General features: G+C 65.3%; 11 protein-coding genes. 4 read left to right on the forward strand and 7 right to left on the reverse strand.

Annotation, left to right across the window (positions count from 1 at the left end; genetic code table 11):
- Window positions 1-15 precede the first annotated feature (15 nt).
- From ACOOFO_RS13280 to yajC, 6 genes are all read right to left on the reverse strand, one after another.
- Window positions 16-1,884, reverse strand: coding sequence for a S9 family peptidase (locus tag ACOOFO_RS13280; protein ID WP_420427230.1), 1,869 nt, complete (start codon window positions 1,882-1,884; stop codon window positions 16-18).
- Window positions 1,877-2,386 (reverse strand): hypothetical protein, encoded by a 510-nt coding sequence (locus ACOOFO_RS13285; protein WP_420427231.1) that lies wholly within the window; start codon window positions 2,384-2,386, stop codon window positions 1,877-1,879. Before ACOOFO_RS13285 ends, ACOOFO_RS13280 begins: the two co-directional genes overlap by 8 nt.
- Window positions 2,383-2,937, reverse strand: a complete 555-nt coding sequence (locus ACOOFO_RS13290) for a hypothetical protein (protein ID WP_420427232.1) — start codon at window positions 2,935-2,937, stop codon at window positions 2,383-2,385. The genes ACOOFO_RS13285 and ACOOFO_RS13290 overlap by 4 nt, the downstream gene beginning before the upstream one ends.
- Window positions 2,934-3,866, reverse strand: coding sequence for a protein translocase subunit SecF (secF, locus tag ACOOFO_RS13295; RefSeq protein WP_420427233.1), 933 nt, complete (start codon window positions 3,864-3,866; stop codon window positions 2,934-2,936). Before secF ends, ACOOFO_RS13290 begins: the two co-directional genes overlap by 4 nt.
- Before the next feature lie 15 nt (window positions 3,867-3,881).
- Window positions 3,882-5,735: a protein translocase subunit SecD gene (gene secD / locus ACOOFO_RS13300; protein ID WP_420427234.1), complete on the reverse strand. Its 1,854-nt coding sequence runs from the start codon at window positions 5,733-5,735 to the stop codon at window positions 3,882-3,884.
- Window positions 5,736-5,820: 85 nt separating this feature from the next.
- Window positions 5,821-6,150, reverse strand: coding sequence for a preprotein translocase subunit YajC (yajC, locus tag ACOOFO_RS13305; protein WP_420429782.1), 330 nt, complete (start codon window positions 6,148-6,150; stop codon window positions 5,821-5,823).
- A gap of 251 nt (window positions 6,151-6,401) precedes the next feature.
- Here yajC and ACOOFO_RS13310 point away from each other — a divergent pair, with 251 nt between their 5' ends.
- The 4 genes from ACOOFO_RS13310 to ggpS all read left to right on the forward strand — a co-directional run bounded on the left by ACOOFO_RS13310 (window position 6,402) and on the right by ggpS (window position 13,368).
- Window positions 6,402-8,153 carry an acyl-CoA dehydrogenase family protein gene (locus ACOOFO_RS13310; RefSeq protein ID WP_420427235.1) on the forward strand — a complete coding sequence of 584 codons (1,752 nt, stop codon included), beginning with the start codon at window positions 6,402-6,404 and terminating at the stop codon, window positions 8,151-8,153.
- Between the two features lie 310 nt (window positions 8,154-8,463).
- On the forward strand, window positions 8,464-9,588 hold the full coding sequence (locus ACOOFO_RS13315) for a porin (protein ID WP_420427236.1): 1,125 nt from the start codon (window positions 8,464-8,466) through the stop codon (window positions 9,586-9,588).
- A 90-nt stretch (window positions 9,589-9,678) separates the two neighbouring features.
- Entirely contained in the window at window positions 9,679-11,061 is a 1,383-nt protein-coding gene (locus ACOOFO_RS13320) for an MFS transporter (protein ID WP_420427237.1), read from the forward strand.
- Window positions 11,062-11,100: 39 nt separating this feature from the next.
- The gene (gene ggpS, locus ACOOFO_RS13325) at window positions 11,101-13,368 is read left to right on the forward strand and encodes a glucosylglycerol-phosphate synthase (protein WP_420427238.1); all 2,268 of its coding nucleotides are present in this window, start codon (window positions 11,101-11,103) and stop codon (window positions 13,366-13,368) included.
- On the opposite strand, the gene ACOOFO_RS13330 is transcribed toward ggpS, so the two are convergent.
- Window positions 13,337-14,893 (reverse strand): sodium:solute symporter family transporter, encoded by a 1,557-nt coding sequence (locus tag ACOOFO_RS13330; RefSeq protein ID WP_420427239.1) that lies wholly within the window; start codon window positions 14,891-14,893, stop codon window positions 13,337-13,339. The genes ggpS and ACOOFO_RS13330 overlap by 32 nt on opposite strands.
- Between the last annotated feature and the right edge of the window lie 9 nt (window positions 14,894-14,902).

Below are 14,902 nucleotides of genomic sequence, written 5' to 3' on the forward strand. Positions count from 1 at the left end.
AACCGACCGCCGCGCCTAGTGGACGGCCAACACGCGTTGCAGGAAGCGCCATTCGGCCTCAACGGCGTGCGCGCGATGCGCGGCCTGACGCAGCCCGTGCCCCTCGCCGGGGTACAGGTGCAGCGCACACAGACCGCCTTGGGCCGTCATCGCAGCCGCCATGGCTTCGGCCTGCTCGGGGGGCACGATGCGATCCTCCCGCCCCTGGATCAGAATCAGCGGCGCGCAAATGCGCGCTGCGTGGTGCACGGGTGAGCGCCACCGATAGGCGGCACGCGCCGCTGGTAGCGCGCCGACCAGACTGTTCAGGTAGCCACGCTCGAAACGGTGCGTACAGGCAGCCAGGCGCTCCAGATCGGCCACGCCCCAGCGGCACAGGCCGGCGGCGAAGGGGCCGGCGCCGCGCAGGCTGTTGAGCACGCTCAAGCCGCCGGCACTATTGCCGGCGATGAACACCGCGTCCGTCCGGGCGCGGCCCTGCGCAGTCAGTGCGCGCGCCATCGCGCTGCAGTCATCCCGATCCAGCAGACCCCACCGCCCGCGCAGCCGCTCGCGATAGGCGCGGCCGTGGCCACTGCTGCCGCTGTAGTTGAGCTCCACCACGGCGAAGCCCCGCCCGGTCCAGAACTGCACTTCCGGTTCGAAGACCGGGGCGCGCATGGCGGTCGGCCCACCGTGCGCGCGCAGGATCAAGGGGGACGGCCCGTCCTGCGTCGACTCGATGCCCGGGCAGCGGGGTGGATAGTAATAGCCGTGGATTGTGCCTGCCGGCCCCTTCGCCGCCACGGCCTCGGGCAGGGACACCGCCTCAGAGGGAACCGACAGGCCGGCGCCGACCATGGGCGTTGCACCGGTTGTGCCATCCAGCGGCTGCTTCCAGAGACCCAGGGCATGGCGCGGTCCTGCTCCGAGATACAGAAGATGATCCCCACAGCGCGCAAGCTGGGTGATGTCCGTGGCTTCGCAAGGGAGCGCCGTCTCGCCGCCGTCCGCTTCCAGCCGGAGCAAGCGGCAGCGTGCTTGCGCGATGGCCACCACCACGGCCGCGCCACCCGGCAACAGCACATAGTGTCGATTGCCGAGCTGCCAGGGCGGACGCCCCATGTCGATGCCTTCGAGGCGGCACCGTGGTCTCGTGCCATCAGCCCCGACAGTGGACAGCCACCACCAGCCCTGCGCATCACTCAGGCACCAGAGCTGGCCCTGCGCATCCCATTCCGGCTCCAGCACGGAGACGCCGGCACCGCCTGCAACCACCCGGGCGCTCTGCCCCGCGTCACCGGCAACCCATAGCCGGCTCGACTCCCAGGGCATCTCGGTCGATGACCAGCCGATCCAGGCGATACGCCGGCCATCCGACGACCAGCGCGGTGCGGCGCAGAAGGCATCCGTCGCCGCAATGATCCGGCACTGCCCGCCCTCCCCCAGATCGAGACGCATCAGGCGCGTTCGTTCCGCGGTCAGATCCTCCTCGACGAAGAGCAAGGCGGCGCCGTCGGCGCGCAGCGCGAGATCGCCGCAGCGCCGGCCGGCGGCTGCATACAGCACATGGACCCTGCCACTGCGGTCCAGTGCGTGAATGCCCTGGCTGGCATCGTCGATCCAGAGCCACTGCCATTGCCCTCTACCCGCGAAGATCGGCACCCCGCCGTATTCGTGCACGCGACAGCGCGGCTCTGCCTGCGCGATGCACCGGGCGCGCTCGGGATGGGCCAGCGCGGCGGTGAACAGGTGGGCCCTGCCGGCCGCGGGGTCCCACTGGGCCCAGGCCAGGGCCTCCTGTGCTGGGTCCCAGGCCCAGCCGAGCAGCTGCGGCGCCGCCGCCAGGGCATCGGCCGGCAGGGTCCCTGGCCAGAAGCCCCAGGGCAGTCGGCGCTCAGCCATGGCCAAGCCGCGTGAGCATGCCCGCCGCCGCCCCGGCCAAGACCGGCAGAGGCAGGCTGAGCAGCATCCGCCGCAACGTCCAGGACGCGCCCATCAGTGGCCACTCAAACAGCATGGCGCGGTGCGCCGCGATCAACGACCACGAGGTTACGAAAGCCACTACAACCGACACGGCCGCGCCGCCACTGAGCAGCGCCCAGGCAATGGGCAGGGCCACGGCCGGGCCACCCGGCACAGCAACCCCGACGGCGGTCGCCAGCGCCAAACCGCGCCAGCCACTGCCTTCACCGAGCCACTGCGCGAGGGTGCCCTCGGGCAAGAGCCGCAGCGTGCATTCCGCCGCCAGCAAGGCAGGTGGCAGCCGAGGCAGAACCAGCCACAACTGCCGCCGGGCCGCGGCAAAGGCCGCCGGCCGCGCGTCGGGCCGGCGCAGACCGATCCAAGCCGCCAGCCCCAGAAAGAGCATCACCAGCAGCACGAGCAACGGCCATGGTGCGTTCACTGCGGGCCACCGTCGGCCCAGCGGGATGCAACGAACGCCTGCACCCCCCAGGCAGCGAGCAGCGGCAGCGGCAGGCTCACCGCCCAGCGCAGCAGCGCAAAGTCGGCCCCCATCAGCGGCAGCTCCCAGAGCAGCAGGCGCTGCAGACCCAGTGTGGCCCAGGCCGTCAGGTAGGCGACACACAGACCCGTGGCTACCCCCGCCTGGCGCAAGGCGAGCAGCAGGGGGAAGGCCGCAAAGGGACCGGCGGGCGTGACCATGCCGCCGATCACGACGACGCCGTAGGCGCGCCAGCTCACACCACCACCAAGATGACGGGTCACGGCTTGCGTGGCGATCAGCGCGGACAGACAACCGCCAATGGCGATGCCAAGCAGGAACAGGGGCGCCACGGCGAGCAGCAGGCGCAGCGCCGCTACCAGTGCCGAAGACGCCTCATCAAGTCCTTCCCGCCATGCCAGCGCGCCCAGCAGGATCGCTGCCAGCACGGCGAGCACCGCCGTATCGCGTTGGCCAGCGCCACCCTTGGCGCCTGCCGGCGACGGCTTCACGGCAGTTCGTCGACCTCGTCTTCGTCCTGGGGCGGCAGCAGGTCCTCGTGCTTCACGCCCAGCATCGGCAGCAGGCCGCTGGCCACGAAGATGGACGAATAGGTCCCCACCAGAATGCCAACGATCAACGCGGTGCTGAAGTTGTGCACCACCGAGCCGCCCAGGAAGAACAGCGCCAGCAGCACGAACAGCGTGGTACCGCTGGTCACGATGGTGCGGGCCAGCGTCTGGTTGACCGCGGAATTGATGACATCCACCGGTTCGCTCCGGCGCAGATCCAAAAAGCGCTCGCGTACGCGGTCGTAGACAACGATGGTGTCGTTGAGCGAATAGCCGATGGTGGCGAGTACCGCAGCCAGCACGGTCAGGTCGAACTCCAGCCCGAGCAGAGAAAACCAGCCGAGCACGATGATCGCGTCGTGACTGGTGGCGGCGATGGCCCCCACCGCGAACTTCCACTCGAAGCGGAAAGCCACATAGATGAGGATGCCGATGAGCGCGAACAGCGCCGCCAGCGCACCGTCGATGGCCAGCTCGTCACCCACCGCGGCACCGACGAATTCCACGCGCCGCATCTCCGGATCCTGGCCCACCGTGCGTAGCGCTGCCAGGATGCGGTCGCTGATCTCGGCAGCGTCGTTGGTTTCGTCCGGGGCCATGCGCACCAGCACGTCGGTCTGCGTGCCGAAGTACTGCACGCTGGCGGAGCCGAGCTGCGCCTCACTGAGCGCCTCGCGCACCGACGACAGCTCGACCGGCTGCTCGTAGCCGAGTTCGACCAGTACGCCACCCTTGAAATCGATGCCCGGATTCAAGCCGCGCGTGGCCAGCAGGACCACACTGGCAATGAGCAGCAGGATGGACACCATGCCCGCGGGCCGCCGCACGCGCATGAAATCGATATTCGGATTCGTCGCAAACAGTTGCATGAAGCGCCTCGACGGCTAAATGGGCAGTTGGGCCATGCGCGCGCGCCGCCCATAGATCATGTGGACGATGGCCCGGGTGCCGATGATGGCTGTGAACATCGAGGTGGCAATGCCGATCGACAGCGTTACGGCAAAGCCCTTGACCGGGCCAGAGCCGAGCGCGAACAGCACCACGGCAGCAATCAGCGTCGTGATCTGCGAATCGGCGATAGTCAGCAGCGCGCGGTCGTAGCCGGCGTCGATCGCCGGCAGCGGCGCGATGCCCTGCTTGATCTCCTCGCGGATGCGCTCGTAGATCAGCACATTGGCGTCCACTGCCATGCCCAGGGTCAGCACGATGCCGGCAATGCCGGGCATGGTGAGCGTGGCCTGGATCATCGACATGGCCGCGATGATCAGGGTCAGGTTGAGCAGCAGCGCCACGTTGCTGATCAGGCCGAAGACCTTGTAGTAGATCGCCATGAAGATCAGCACCGCGATGAGACCGGCCAGTGCCGCCATCTGCCCCTGCTGAATGTTGTCGGCGCCGAGACTGGGGCCGACCGTGCGCTCCTCGACAATGACAATCGGGGCGGCCAGAGCACCGGCGCGCAGCAGCAACGCCAGATCGCGGGCTTCGTTGCTGGTGAGCCCTGTGGTCTGAAAGCGTTTGCCGAAGACCCCGCGGATGGTCGCCACCGAGATCACTTCCTCGATCTCGTTCATCTCGCGGATGGGCTCACCTTTGGCGTTGTAGGTGGTGGTGACCTCGGTCTCGCGATAGAGCACCGCCATCGGCCGACCGACGTTGTTCTGGGTGAACTCGAACATGCGCTTGGCGCCGGACCCGTCCAGCGTGACCGAGACGGCAGGCGTCCCGCTTTCCTGATCGATGGTGGCCTGGGCGTCGACCAGCTGGTCGCCGCTGGCAATGACTTCCCGCTTGAGCAGGATCGGGCGACCGTCACGGGTGTAGAACAACTCGCTGCCAAAGGGCACAGAACCCGTGCGGGCGGCACGTTGGGCGTCGCCGTCTTCGTCCACGGCACGGTATTCCAGCGTTGCGGTCGCGCCCAGCAGGTCCTTGACGCGGGTCGTGTCCTGCACGCCCGGTAGCTGTACCACGATGCGGTCCTCGCCCTGGCGCTGCACCAGCGGCTCCGCCACGCCCAGCTGGTTGACGCGATTGCGCAGGGTTGTGAGATTCTGGCGAACGGCAAAATCCGCAATGCGTGCCTGCTCCTCTTCGCTGAGCGCCGCGGTCAAGCTCGGTGGCTCGTCGCTGGCCTCGAAGCGCAATTCCGGGAATTCATCCGCAAGCACATCCTGCGCACGGTCGCGGCGCGCGATGTCGGCGAACTCCAGCGACACCGATCCGCCCTCCAGGGTCCGGCCGGTGTATCGGATGTTCTCGGTGCGCAGGAAGGCCGGCAAATCAGTGAGATAGCGTTCCGATGCACGCTCCAGCGCGGTGGGAATATCGACCTCCAGCAGGAAATGCACACCACCGCGCAGATCGAGCCCCAGGTTCATGGGGCGGGCGCCCAGATCGAGCAGCCATTCCGGGGTCCGCGGCTCGCGGCTTAGCGCCACCACATGATCACGGTCGAGCCGGGGCCGCAGGATCTCGGCGGCCTGCAACTGAGCCTCGTTGGACGCCAGCCGCACAATCTGCTGTCCCTCGGTTGCGCGCGATGCCTGCACTGCGATGCCGTCATCCTGCAGCCACTCCAGCACACGCTCCTGGGTACGTTCGCTGACAGGATTGCCGTCGCTATGCGAGATCTGAACCGCGGGATCGTCGCCGAAGAGATTGGGCAACGCGTAAAGAACGCCCACGACCACAGAGATCGCGAGCACGGCGTATTTCCACAGGGCAAAGGGTTTCATGAGCGTGAACGCTTGGGGGGATTCGGCCGGTCAACCGTTGCGGGCCTCCTGGCCCACAACGGTTCGGCCGGCGCGGGGAACCGCATCAGCCTTCCTTCAGGGTTCCCTTGGGGAGGACGCTCGCAATGGACTGCTTCTGCACCTTGGCGACCACGCCTTCGGCGATTTCGACCGACACAAAATGTTCGCCGAGGTTCGAGATGCGTCCGGCAACGCCACCACCCGTCACCACCTCGTCGCCCACCGAAAGGCTGGCGATCATGTTGCGGTGCTCCTTGTTGCGCTTCATCTGCGGACGGATCAGCAGGAAATAGAACACAACCACGAGCAGGATGAGCGGGAGAAACTGCATCAGCGGATTGCCTGCCGGCTGCGCCTGGGCCTGCGCGAAGGCGGGACTGATCAATAGATCCAACACGTGTAGGGACTCCATATCGTGGGGTGACCGGGAGCGCCCGGCCGTCAAAACCCGGAGTATGCCAGAGCGGACACGATCAGCCGCCCGGGTCCGCGTCCGGCGCAGCGACCGGCCGGCCGCCACCCTCGTGGCTTCCCTGCACCCCGAAAACTAATGAACTATCATTCATAAAAGCTCGACGCCGCCCGTGGGCGCGCGCCCGCGTGCTACCTTCGCTCCATCTGTTGACGCCGGTAAGAGGACTCGCCATGGCCACATATAAGGTTCCCCAGAAAGACATCCTGTTTGCCCTTCACGACGTGCTGAACGTCTCCCAGCTTTCGGCGCTGCCCGGTTTCGAGGATGCTTCGGCGGAAATCGTCGATGGCGTGGTCGACGAAGCCGCGAAGTTCGTCGAAGGCGTGATCGCGCCGCTGCGCGAGAGCGCGGATGCGGTCGGCGCGCAATGGCAGGACGGCGAAGTCATCCTGCCCGAGGGCATGAAGGAGGCCTATCAGCAGTTTTACGAAGCGGGCTGGGTCGGCCTGGCGAGCCCGGGCGAATACGGTGGCCAGGGCCTGCCCTACGTCCTCTCCAAGGTCGTCGAGGAAATGCTGTGCGGCGCCAACGTCTCCTTTGCCCTCTATCCGGGCCTGACCAGCAGCTGCTTCGAAGCCATCGAGGCCGTGGGCTCTGACGAGATCAAGGACCTGTACCTGCCCAAGCTCGGCACCGGTGAGTGGACTGGCACCATGTGTCTGACTGAGCCGCAGGCCGGTTCCGACCTGGCGGCGGTGAAGACCAAGGCAACACCGAACGACGACGGCAGCTACAGCCTGGAAGGGATGAAGATCTTCATCACCGGCGGCGAGCACCAGATGGCCGACAACATCGTGCACCTCGTGCTGGCCCGGCTGCCCGACGCCCCGGCAGGCATCAAGGGGCTGTCCACCTTCGTGGTCCCCAAGTACCTGGTGAATGCGGACGGCAGCATCGGCGAGCGCAACGCGCTGCGCTGCATCTCCATCGAGCACAAGATGGGCATTCACGCCTCCTGCACGTGCACCATGGGCTTCGATGGCGCCAAGGGCTGGCTCGTGGGCGCACCGAACCATGGCATCCAGAACATGTTCATCATGATGAATCTGGCTCGCATCATGGTCGGATTCCAGGGGCTTGGACAGTGCGAACTGGCCACCCAGAACGCGCTCGCCTACGCCATGGACCGTAAGCAGGGCAAGAGCTTCAGTGGCAGTGAGCAGATCATCGATCACCCCGATGTGCGCCGCATGCTGCTGACCATGCGGGCCTACACCGAAGCGGGGCGCGTCATGGCGCTGGACACCTCCATGCACGTCGATCTCGCCCACCGTGCCACCGACGAAGCGGAACGCGAAGCCGCGCAGGACCACGTCGAACTGATGACGCCGCTGGTCAAGGCCTTCCTGACCGACGCCGCCTTCGAACTCGGCTCGCTGGCCGTGCAGGTCTACGGCGGCCATGGCTTCATCCGCGAGCACGGCATCGAACAGATTATCCGCGACAGCAAGATTCTGGCGCTGTACGAGGGCACCAACGGCATTCAGGCCATGGACCTGGTGCGTCGCAAGCTCCAATTGCATGGCGGCCGATTGCCGCAGCGCTATTTCGAGCGGGTGCGCAAGCATCTGGCGGAAGGCGGTCCCGACTGGCTGGTGGCTCCGCTGAGCGAGGCACTCGATGCGCTTGAAACGGCCACCAAGGACATCCAGGCCGGCTTCCGCGACAACCCCAATGACGCCGCTTACGGCTGCTGCGACTACCTGCGTGCCTTCTCGCTGGTCGCACTGGGCGAGGCGTGGCTGCGCTCGGTCCGTGCCGCCGAAGGCCACAAGGACGCCAGTTTTGCAGAGGCCAAGTTTGTGACGGCGCACCACTTCGCCACGCGCCTGCTGCCGCATGCCGTCACCCTGTGCAAAACGGCGCTGGCCCCGGCTGAACCCATCATGGGTAAGCCGGCGGCGCTGCTCGACGCAGCCTGATCCCTATCGCGTCATCGCATCAAGGCGGCCCCAGCGGCCGCCTTTTTTTTCGCCCTAACGACTTCGCCGGTCGATGTCACGGGATGCGTACCGAACCATCGCACCTCCCGTCGATCGGGCTCGATAGTGAGAGGCTGAGACAGTTTTGCACGCCGGAAGTCGGGCGGGTAAGGTCGATGGAATGGATTGCGCGTTGCAGGGAATGGGGAGTGATTTCATGCGACGCAGATGCGATCGGAGGAGCACGACACGTGCGGCGTTGCGCGCAAGCGCTTCGTCTCGCTCACAAAGCAGAAGAAGGGGACTCATCATGCGATACACAACAGGTTTTCTGTTGGCGTCTGCCATTGCTGCTGCACCGCTTGGGGTAGTGCACGCAGATGAAGAGGATGGCATCCACGTCGGTGGCGCCGTGCGCTTCCAGTACAGCTTCGAGGACTACGACAGCGATAACCGCACTCGCAGCGGGGACATCGATCTCGATACCTTCCGCATCAATCTGGATGGCACCATCGGTGACGTGATCCTGTCCGCGGAATGGCGTTACTACCAGTACATGCAGGTCATCCACCACGCCTGGGTGGGCTATGACTTCAGCGACGCTTGGCAGGTACGCGCGGGCATTCAACAGGTACCCTTCGGCGTTCGGCCTTACAACTCGCACAATTTCTTCTTCAGCACGGCCTACTACGTCGGCCTGGAAGACGACTACGACTTCGGCCTGGTCGCGGATGGCGACCTCGGCCCGATTGGCCTGCAGCTTGGCTTCTTCAAGAATGATGAGCAGGGCGGTATCGATGGCTTTGTCGACAACCGCTCCGACCGCTATTCCTATGATGTGGTGGGTGTCCGTGCCCCTGGCGAAGGGACCTTTGCGGACCCCACCAACCCAATCGCCGAATCCAATACCGGCAGCCTGCGCGCGACCTTTGACGTGGCCGGCACCGAGCTGGGCCTGTCCGGCCTCTACGGCGGTCTGAAGGGACCCACGCAATCCGCGGGCAACTACCAGGCCTACGCAGCGCACCTCAACGGCAACTACGGGCCGGTCAATGTCATGCTGCAGGTGGCCGACTACGAATACGACCTGGATTCCGGCGCAGAGCGGCTCGCCGTCGGCGCCTATTCCTTCTTTGACACCATTCCTTCGGAAGCGCTGATCTACACCGCGAATCTGGCTTACAACATCGATCTGCAGCTCGGCCCCATCACCGGCATCCAGCTGTACAACGACTACAGCCTGATGACCGAGAAGACCCCCGACACCGAGGATACGCAAATGAACGTGACCGGCTTCTCGGTGGTAGCCGGTGGTGTCTTCGCCTACTTCGATTTCATCGTTGCGCAGAATCAGCCCTTCATCGGGGGCACACTCGAAGGCGATACCGACGACTGGAACAGCCGCTTCAATATCAATGTCGGCTACTACTTCTAGGTCCAAGGCGACGGGCTGACCGCGGCCACAGGGGCCAGGGGCGGACGCGATAGAATCGCGTCCGCCTTTTTCGTTGCCCAATACTGACTGATGGCAAGTCGCATCCTTCCTGTCTCGGCCTTGCTCGCCGGCGTGGCATTGCTGCTACTGGGCAGCGGCCTGTTCGGCACCCTGCTCGCCGTGCGCGCGGGACTGGAGGGTTTCTCGACGACCGCCATCGGTCTCGTCATGTCGGCCTACTTCGCGGGCTTTCTGCTGGGTACGCGCATTGCCCCGGAAGTCATCGAGCGTGTGGGACACATCCGCAGCTTTGCCATCTTTGCGGCCATTGCCGCCTGTACCGCAGTGCTGCATCCGCTGTTGATCGGCGTATGGAGCTGGGCCGTGCTGCGTGTCATCACCGGCATCTCCATCGTCGGCCTGTTCAACGTCATCGAGAGCTGGCTCACGGTGCAGGCCGATCCGAAGAGTCGCGGGGGACTGTTCGCGGTCTACATGATCGTCAATCTGGTGGCCATGGCCGCAGGGCAGTGGCTGATCCTGGCTTCACCGGTGGACAGTTTCGAGCTGTTCTCGATCATCACAGTGCTATTCGCGCTCTCACTGGTCCCGGTGGCGCTGACCCGCCTTGGACAACCGGATGTCACCAAGGTGACCGCTGTGCCCTTCCATACGGTATGGCGCGTGGCGCCGGTCGCCATAGCCGGGGCCTTCCTCTCCGGCATCGTCATGGGCAGCTTCTGGGGCATGGGCCCACTGTTCGGACAACGGGTTGGGCTGGGTCAGGCCGGCGTCGCGTTGCTGATGAGTCTGACCATCATCGGGGGCGCGGTCATGCAGTTGCCCATCGGGCACTACTCGGACCGGCATGACCGCCGTCGCGTGATCGGGCTGACAGCGACCTGGGGTGCCCTCTTGGCCGCCGGCACCTCGTTGCTGATCGGTTACTACGAGCGAGCGCTCTTTCCGATGATGTTCCTCTATGGCGGCTTCGCCTTCTCGATCTACCCGCTGTGCGCGGCACACCTGTCCGACTGGCTGGAGGCGGACCAGCTCGTCGGCGGCAGTGGATGGCTGTTGCTGATGCATGGCGCCGGAGCCGCGCTGGGTCCGCTGGCAGCGGGTCTGTTCATCGGCCGCGCCGGCGAAGGCAGTCTTCCGTTGTTCTTTGGCATTGTCCTGCTACCGCTGGCCATCTTTGCGGCGTGGCATGCGCTGCCGCGTCGTCGCGATGAAGAACTCCTGGAAGATCAGAGCAGTACCTTTGTTCCCATGGTGCGCACCTCGCCGGTGGTCATGGAATTGCTGGCCGAGGAACTGGAGCCGGAAGGTGGCTTCATCGACCCGGATGCCGAACTCGATGTCCCAGAAGGCTTCATCGAAGATCTCGGCACCTACCAACCCTCGCAGGAAGCAGAAGCGCCAGCCACTGAACATGCTTCCGCCGAGGAAGCCTCGCCATCAGGTCGCTAAGCTCCCCCTGAATCCCCGCTTTGTGTTCAGATAGATCGCATGCTGCTAGCCACTGACCTGGACGGAACCTTCCTCGCCGGTACTGCCGAGGACCGTCACCGCCTCTATTACCTCATTGACCGTCATCCGCATATCCAGCTCTGCTACGTCACCGGACGTGGCCTGGAAGCAGTCATGCCCCTGCTCGACGACCCCGCCCTCCCGACCCCCGACTACGTCGTCTGCGACGTCGGCGCAACGGTCGTGCATGGTCATACGCGCCAGCCCATTCAGCCGCTGCAAGCCCATATCGAGGCGCGTTGGCCGGGAGAGCAAGCCATCGTGGAGGTTATGGGGCGCTTCAAGGGTCTGGAGCGTCAGGCTCTGCCACAGGAGCGACGCTGCTCCTACTTCTGTGACTACGACGCGGTTACCGAGGAGGTCCGCGCCGAGGTCGACGCGCTGGGCTGCGACCTGCTGTACTCGGCCGATCTCTACCTCGACGTGCTGCCGCGCGGCGTCAACAAGGGCAGCAGCCTGCGCGCGCTCATCCGCCATCTGGAACTGGACCCCGAAGAAGTGCTTGCCGCGGGCGACACACTCAACGACCTGTCCATGCTGCAGGAGGGTTTCAAGGCGGTCGCCGTTGGACAGAGTGAGCCGGGGCTGATCGAGGCCACGCGCAATAATGCCCATGTGCTGCATGCCAAGAAGCCGGGCTGCGGCGGCATCCTCGAGGCCATCGCCCATTTCGGCTTCCTTGGCGAGAAGGGCGTCGCAGAGATCGATACGCGCGAAGCCGATACGGGCAAGGCCGAACTGGTGGTGGTCTATCACCGCCTGCCCTACGAGGAGTACGTCGACAACGGGGTGCTGAAGCGGCGCGCACACCAGTCTCCCAACGGCATCATTCCGACCCTGCTCAGCTTCTTTGCCGATGGCAAGAAGGGCGCCTGGGTGGCATGGACGACCTACGAACCGCGCAAGGGTGACTTCGAGGCCCACACCAGCGTCGACGACGACGCCTATCCGAACCTGGTTTGCTCGCGTGTGCTGCTCAGCAAGCAGGACGTCGACATCTTCTACAAGCGTTTTTCCAAGGAAGCCTTCTGGCCCACGCTGCATACCTTCTGGGAGCGCGCCGTCTTCCGCAAGGAACACTGGGAGGTCTTCTCCCGTGTCAACCGCATCTTCGCCGAGGCCGCCGCACGCGAGGCCGCACCCAACGCGGTGGTCTGGATCCACGACTACAACCTGTGGCTGGTACCGGCCTATCTGCGTGAGCTGCGACCCGACGTCAAGATCGCCTTCTTTCACCACACCTACTTCCCTTCCGCCGACGTCTTCAATGTCATTCCCTGGCGGCGACAGATCGTGGGCAGCCTGCTGCAGTGCGACTACGTCGGCTTTCACATTCCGCGGCAGGTGGAGAATTTCGTCGATGTGGTACGTGGATCGGCGCCCTCCATCGTGCTCGAGCGCGAACATTGCGCACCCCGTTTTCTGACCTACGGCTGCGCCATGGGGCTGGAGAATGTCACCACCGCCTTGCAGGTCAACGACCGCGTGGTTCGTCTGGGCGCACATCCGGTCGGCCTTGATGTCAACCGCGTGCAGAAGGCCTATCGCGAGGCGGAAGCCGACGGCAAGGTCGAGGCGCTGCGCAAGGAAGTGCGCGGCGTCAAGATGATCCTGTCGGTCGAGCGGCTCGACTACACCAAGGGCACCCTGGAAAAACTGCTGGCCTTCGAGCAGCTGCTCGAGGATCAACCCGAGCTGCTCGGCAAGGTGACGCTGATGGTCATCTGCGTGCCGGCGGCCCGTGAAATGCGCGTATATGCCGAGCTGCAGAACCAGATCGAGCAGGCGGTGGGTCGCATCAATGGGCATTTCTCCCAGGTGGGCTGGACCCCCGTACAGTTCTTTTTCCGGCCGGTGCCCTTCGCCGATCTGGTCGCCTATTACGCGATGGCGGATGTGATGTGGATCACGCCCTTGCGCGATGGCCTGAATCTCGTCGCCAAGGAATACGTGGCCGTGCAGGGCTCCATCGGCGGCCGCGGCGTGCTGGTGCTGTCCGAGTTCGCCGGTGCGGCAGCCGAGCTCAAAGGGGCCCTGCTGACCAACCCCCACGACACCGATGACCTGGCCTCGGGCCTCTATGTCGCGCTCAACATGGGCCGCGCCGAGGCAGAAGGCCGCCTGCGCCAGCTCTACGAAATCGTGGAGTACTACGATCTCCGCCGCTGGGGGGACGACTTTCTCGAAGCGGTCAATCTCCCCGGGCCGGACCGGGTCAGCGAAAACTCCACACTATTGCCGCAGTGAGGACGACCAGACCCACGGCCACAATGTAGACATCCCTGGGCAAGCCGTGCAGACCGGCGCGAATCTCGCTGCCCACGGATGTCTCGCGCGGCACCGCCGCAACACCGCCTTCAAGACGGTGCCACAGGTAGGCGACGACGAGGCTGAAGGCCAGAAGTAAGCCGGCGACAATCGTGAAGTGGAGCTCGATCCAACCCACCTGCCTGGCGACGAAGCAGAGGGCACTGACGACATGGCCGGTGATGACGGTCCGCAGGGCCGCACGCGCGCTCAGCCAATGCGAGAAGCTGCCCAGCAGGAACACCGCCACCAGCGGCGGCGTGACATAGGCAAAGCCCTGCTGCAGATAGGCGAACAGACCCGGGAAGCGGTCGATCATCGGTGCCCACACTGCCGCCAGCAGCATCAGCAACAGCGTGATGCCGCGCCCGGTGCGGGCCATGGCCTGCGCGTCCCAATCCGGTTTGCGCGGCGCGATGAAGTCCACGGAGATCAGGGTCGACGAGGAATTCAGCGCCGAATCCACGCTCGACATGATCGCGGCCAGCAGACCGGCCAGGATCAGACCGGCAATACCAACCGGGGCGTATTCCGCGATCAGGGTCGGAAAGACCATGTCCGCGCGTTCCAGATCCGTGAACAGGGCGGCCGCCATGGCGCCCGGCAGCACCATGATGAACAGCGGCAGCAGCTTGAGCGCGGCCGCCAGCATGGCCCCTCGCCCGGCCGTGGCCTGGTTGCGCGCACCGAGCAGTCGCTGCGACACGTACTGGTTCATCGTCCAGTAGTAGAAGCCCAGCACCGGGAGGCCGATCAAGGTGCCCAGCCAGGGCAGCTGCGGGTCGTCCAGCGGTCGGATCAGCGATAACTGCTCTGCTGGCAGGGCTGCCTTCACCGCAGCCCAGGAATAGTCGAATTCTCCGAAGACCATCACCGTCAGCAGCAGTGAGCCGGCGAGCAGCACGACCGTCTGCAGCACATCGGTATAGGCCACCGCGCGCAGACCGCCGGCCGCGGTGTAGAGCCCTGCAAGCAAGGCAATGACCGCGATCGTGGGTGCCAGCGACAGGCTGGGAAAGAACAGCAGCAATACCAGCGCCCCGGCATAGAGGCTGCCGGCGGTATCGAGCATGATGCTGAGGAAGACCGTGACCGCCGACAGATACTTGCGCAACCGCGCGTCAAAGCGACGCTCCAGCCATTCGGGGATGGTGGTGACACGGCCCCGCAGCAGGCGAGGCATCACGAACAGGGCCGAAAAGATCAGGACCAGCCCGGCCATCCATTCATAGTTCGCCACGGCGATGCCCGACTGCCATGCTGCACCCGGCAGCCCGATGAGCGTGGTGGACGAGATGTTGGAGGCGAATAGCGACAGGCCCACCACGCCCACGCCGAGGCTGCGTCCAGCGAGGAAGAGATCATCGGCGGTGGGGCTGCGGCGGGCCACACGCACGCAGACCGCCACCAGCACCATCAGATAGACCGCCAGTACCGTGTAGTCGAGCCAATGCAGCCCCTGCATACCCCCTCC

This window comes from Algiphilus sp. (assembly GCF_965216485.1).
In the GTDB taxonomy this organism is placed as follows: domain Bacteria; phylum Pseudomonadota; class Gammaproteobacteria; order Nevskiales; family Nevskiaceae; genus Algiphilus.

Coding starts and splice junctions, on each gene's coding strand:
- ACOOFO_RS13280 (WP_420427230.1), bottom strand. CDS start 1,884: ATGGCTGAGCGCCGACTGCCCTGGGGCTTCTGGCCAGGGACCCTGCCG.
- secF (WP_420427233.1), bottom strand. CDS start 3,866: ATGCAACTGTTTGCGACGAATCCGAATATCGATTTCATGCGCGTGCGG.
- secD (WP_420427234.1), bottom strand. CDS start 5,735: ATGAAACCCTTTGCCCTGTGGAAATACGCCGTGCTCGCGATCTCTGTG.
- ACOOFO_RS13310 (WP_420427235.1), top strand. CDS start 6,402: ATGGCCACATATAAGGTTCCCCAGAAAGACATCCTGTTTGCCCTTCAC.
- ACOOFO_RS13315 (WP_420427236.1), top strand. CDS start 8,464: ATGCGATACACAACAGGTTTTCTGTTGGCGTCTGCCATTGCTGCTGCA.
- ACOOFO_RS13320 (WP_420427237.1), top strand. CDS start 9,679: ATGGCAAGTCGCATCCTTCCTGTCTCGGCCTTGCTCGCCGGCGTGGCA.
- ggpS (WP_420427238.1), top strand. CDS start 11,101: ATGCTGCTAGCCACTGACCTGGACGGAACCTTCCTCGCCGGTACTGCC.
- ACOOFO_RS13330 (WP_420427239.1), bottom strand. CDS start 14,893: ATGCAGGGGCTGCATTGGCTCGACTACACGGTACTGGCGGTCTATCTG.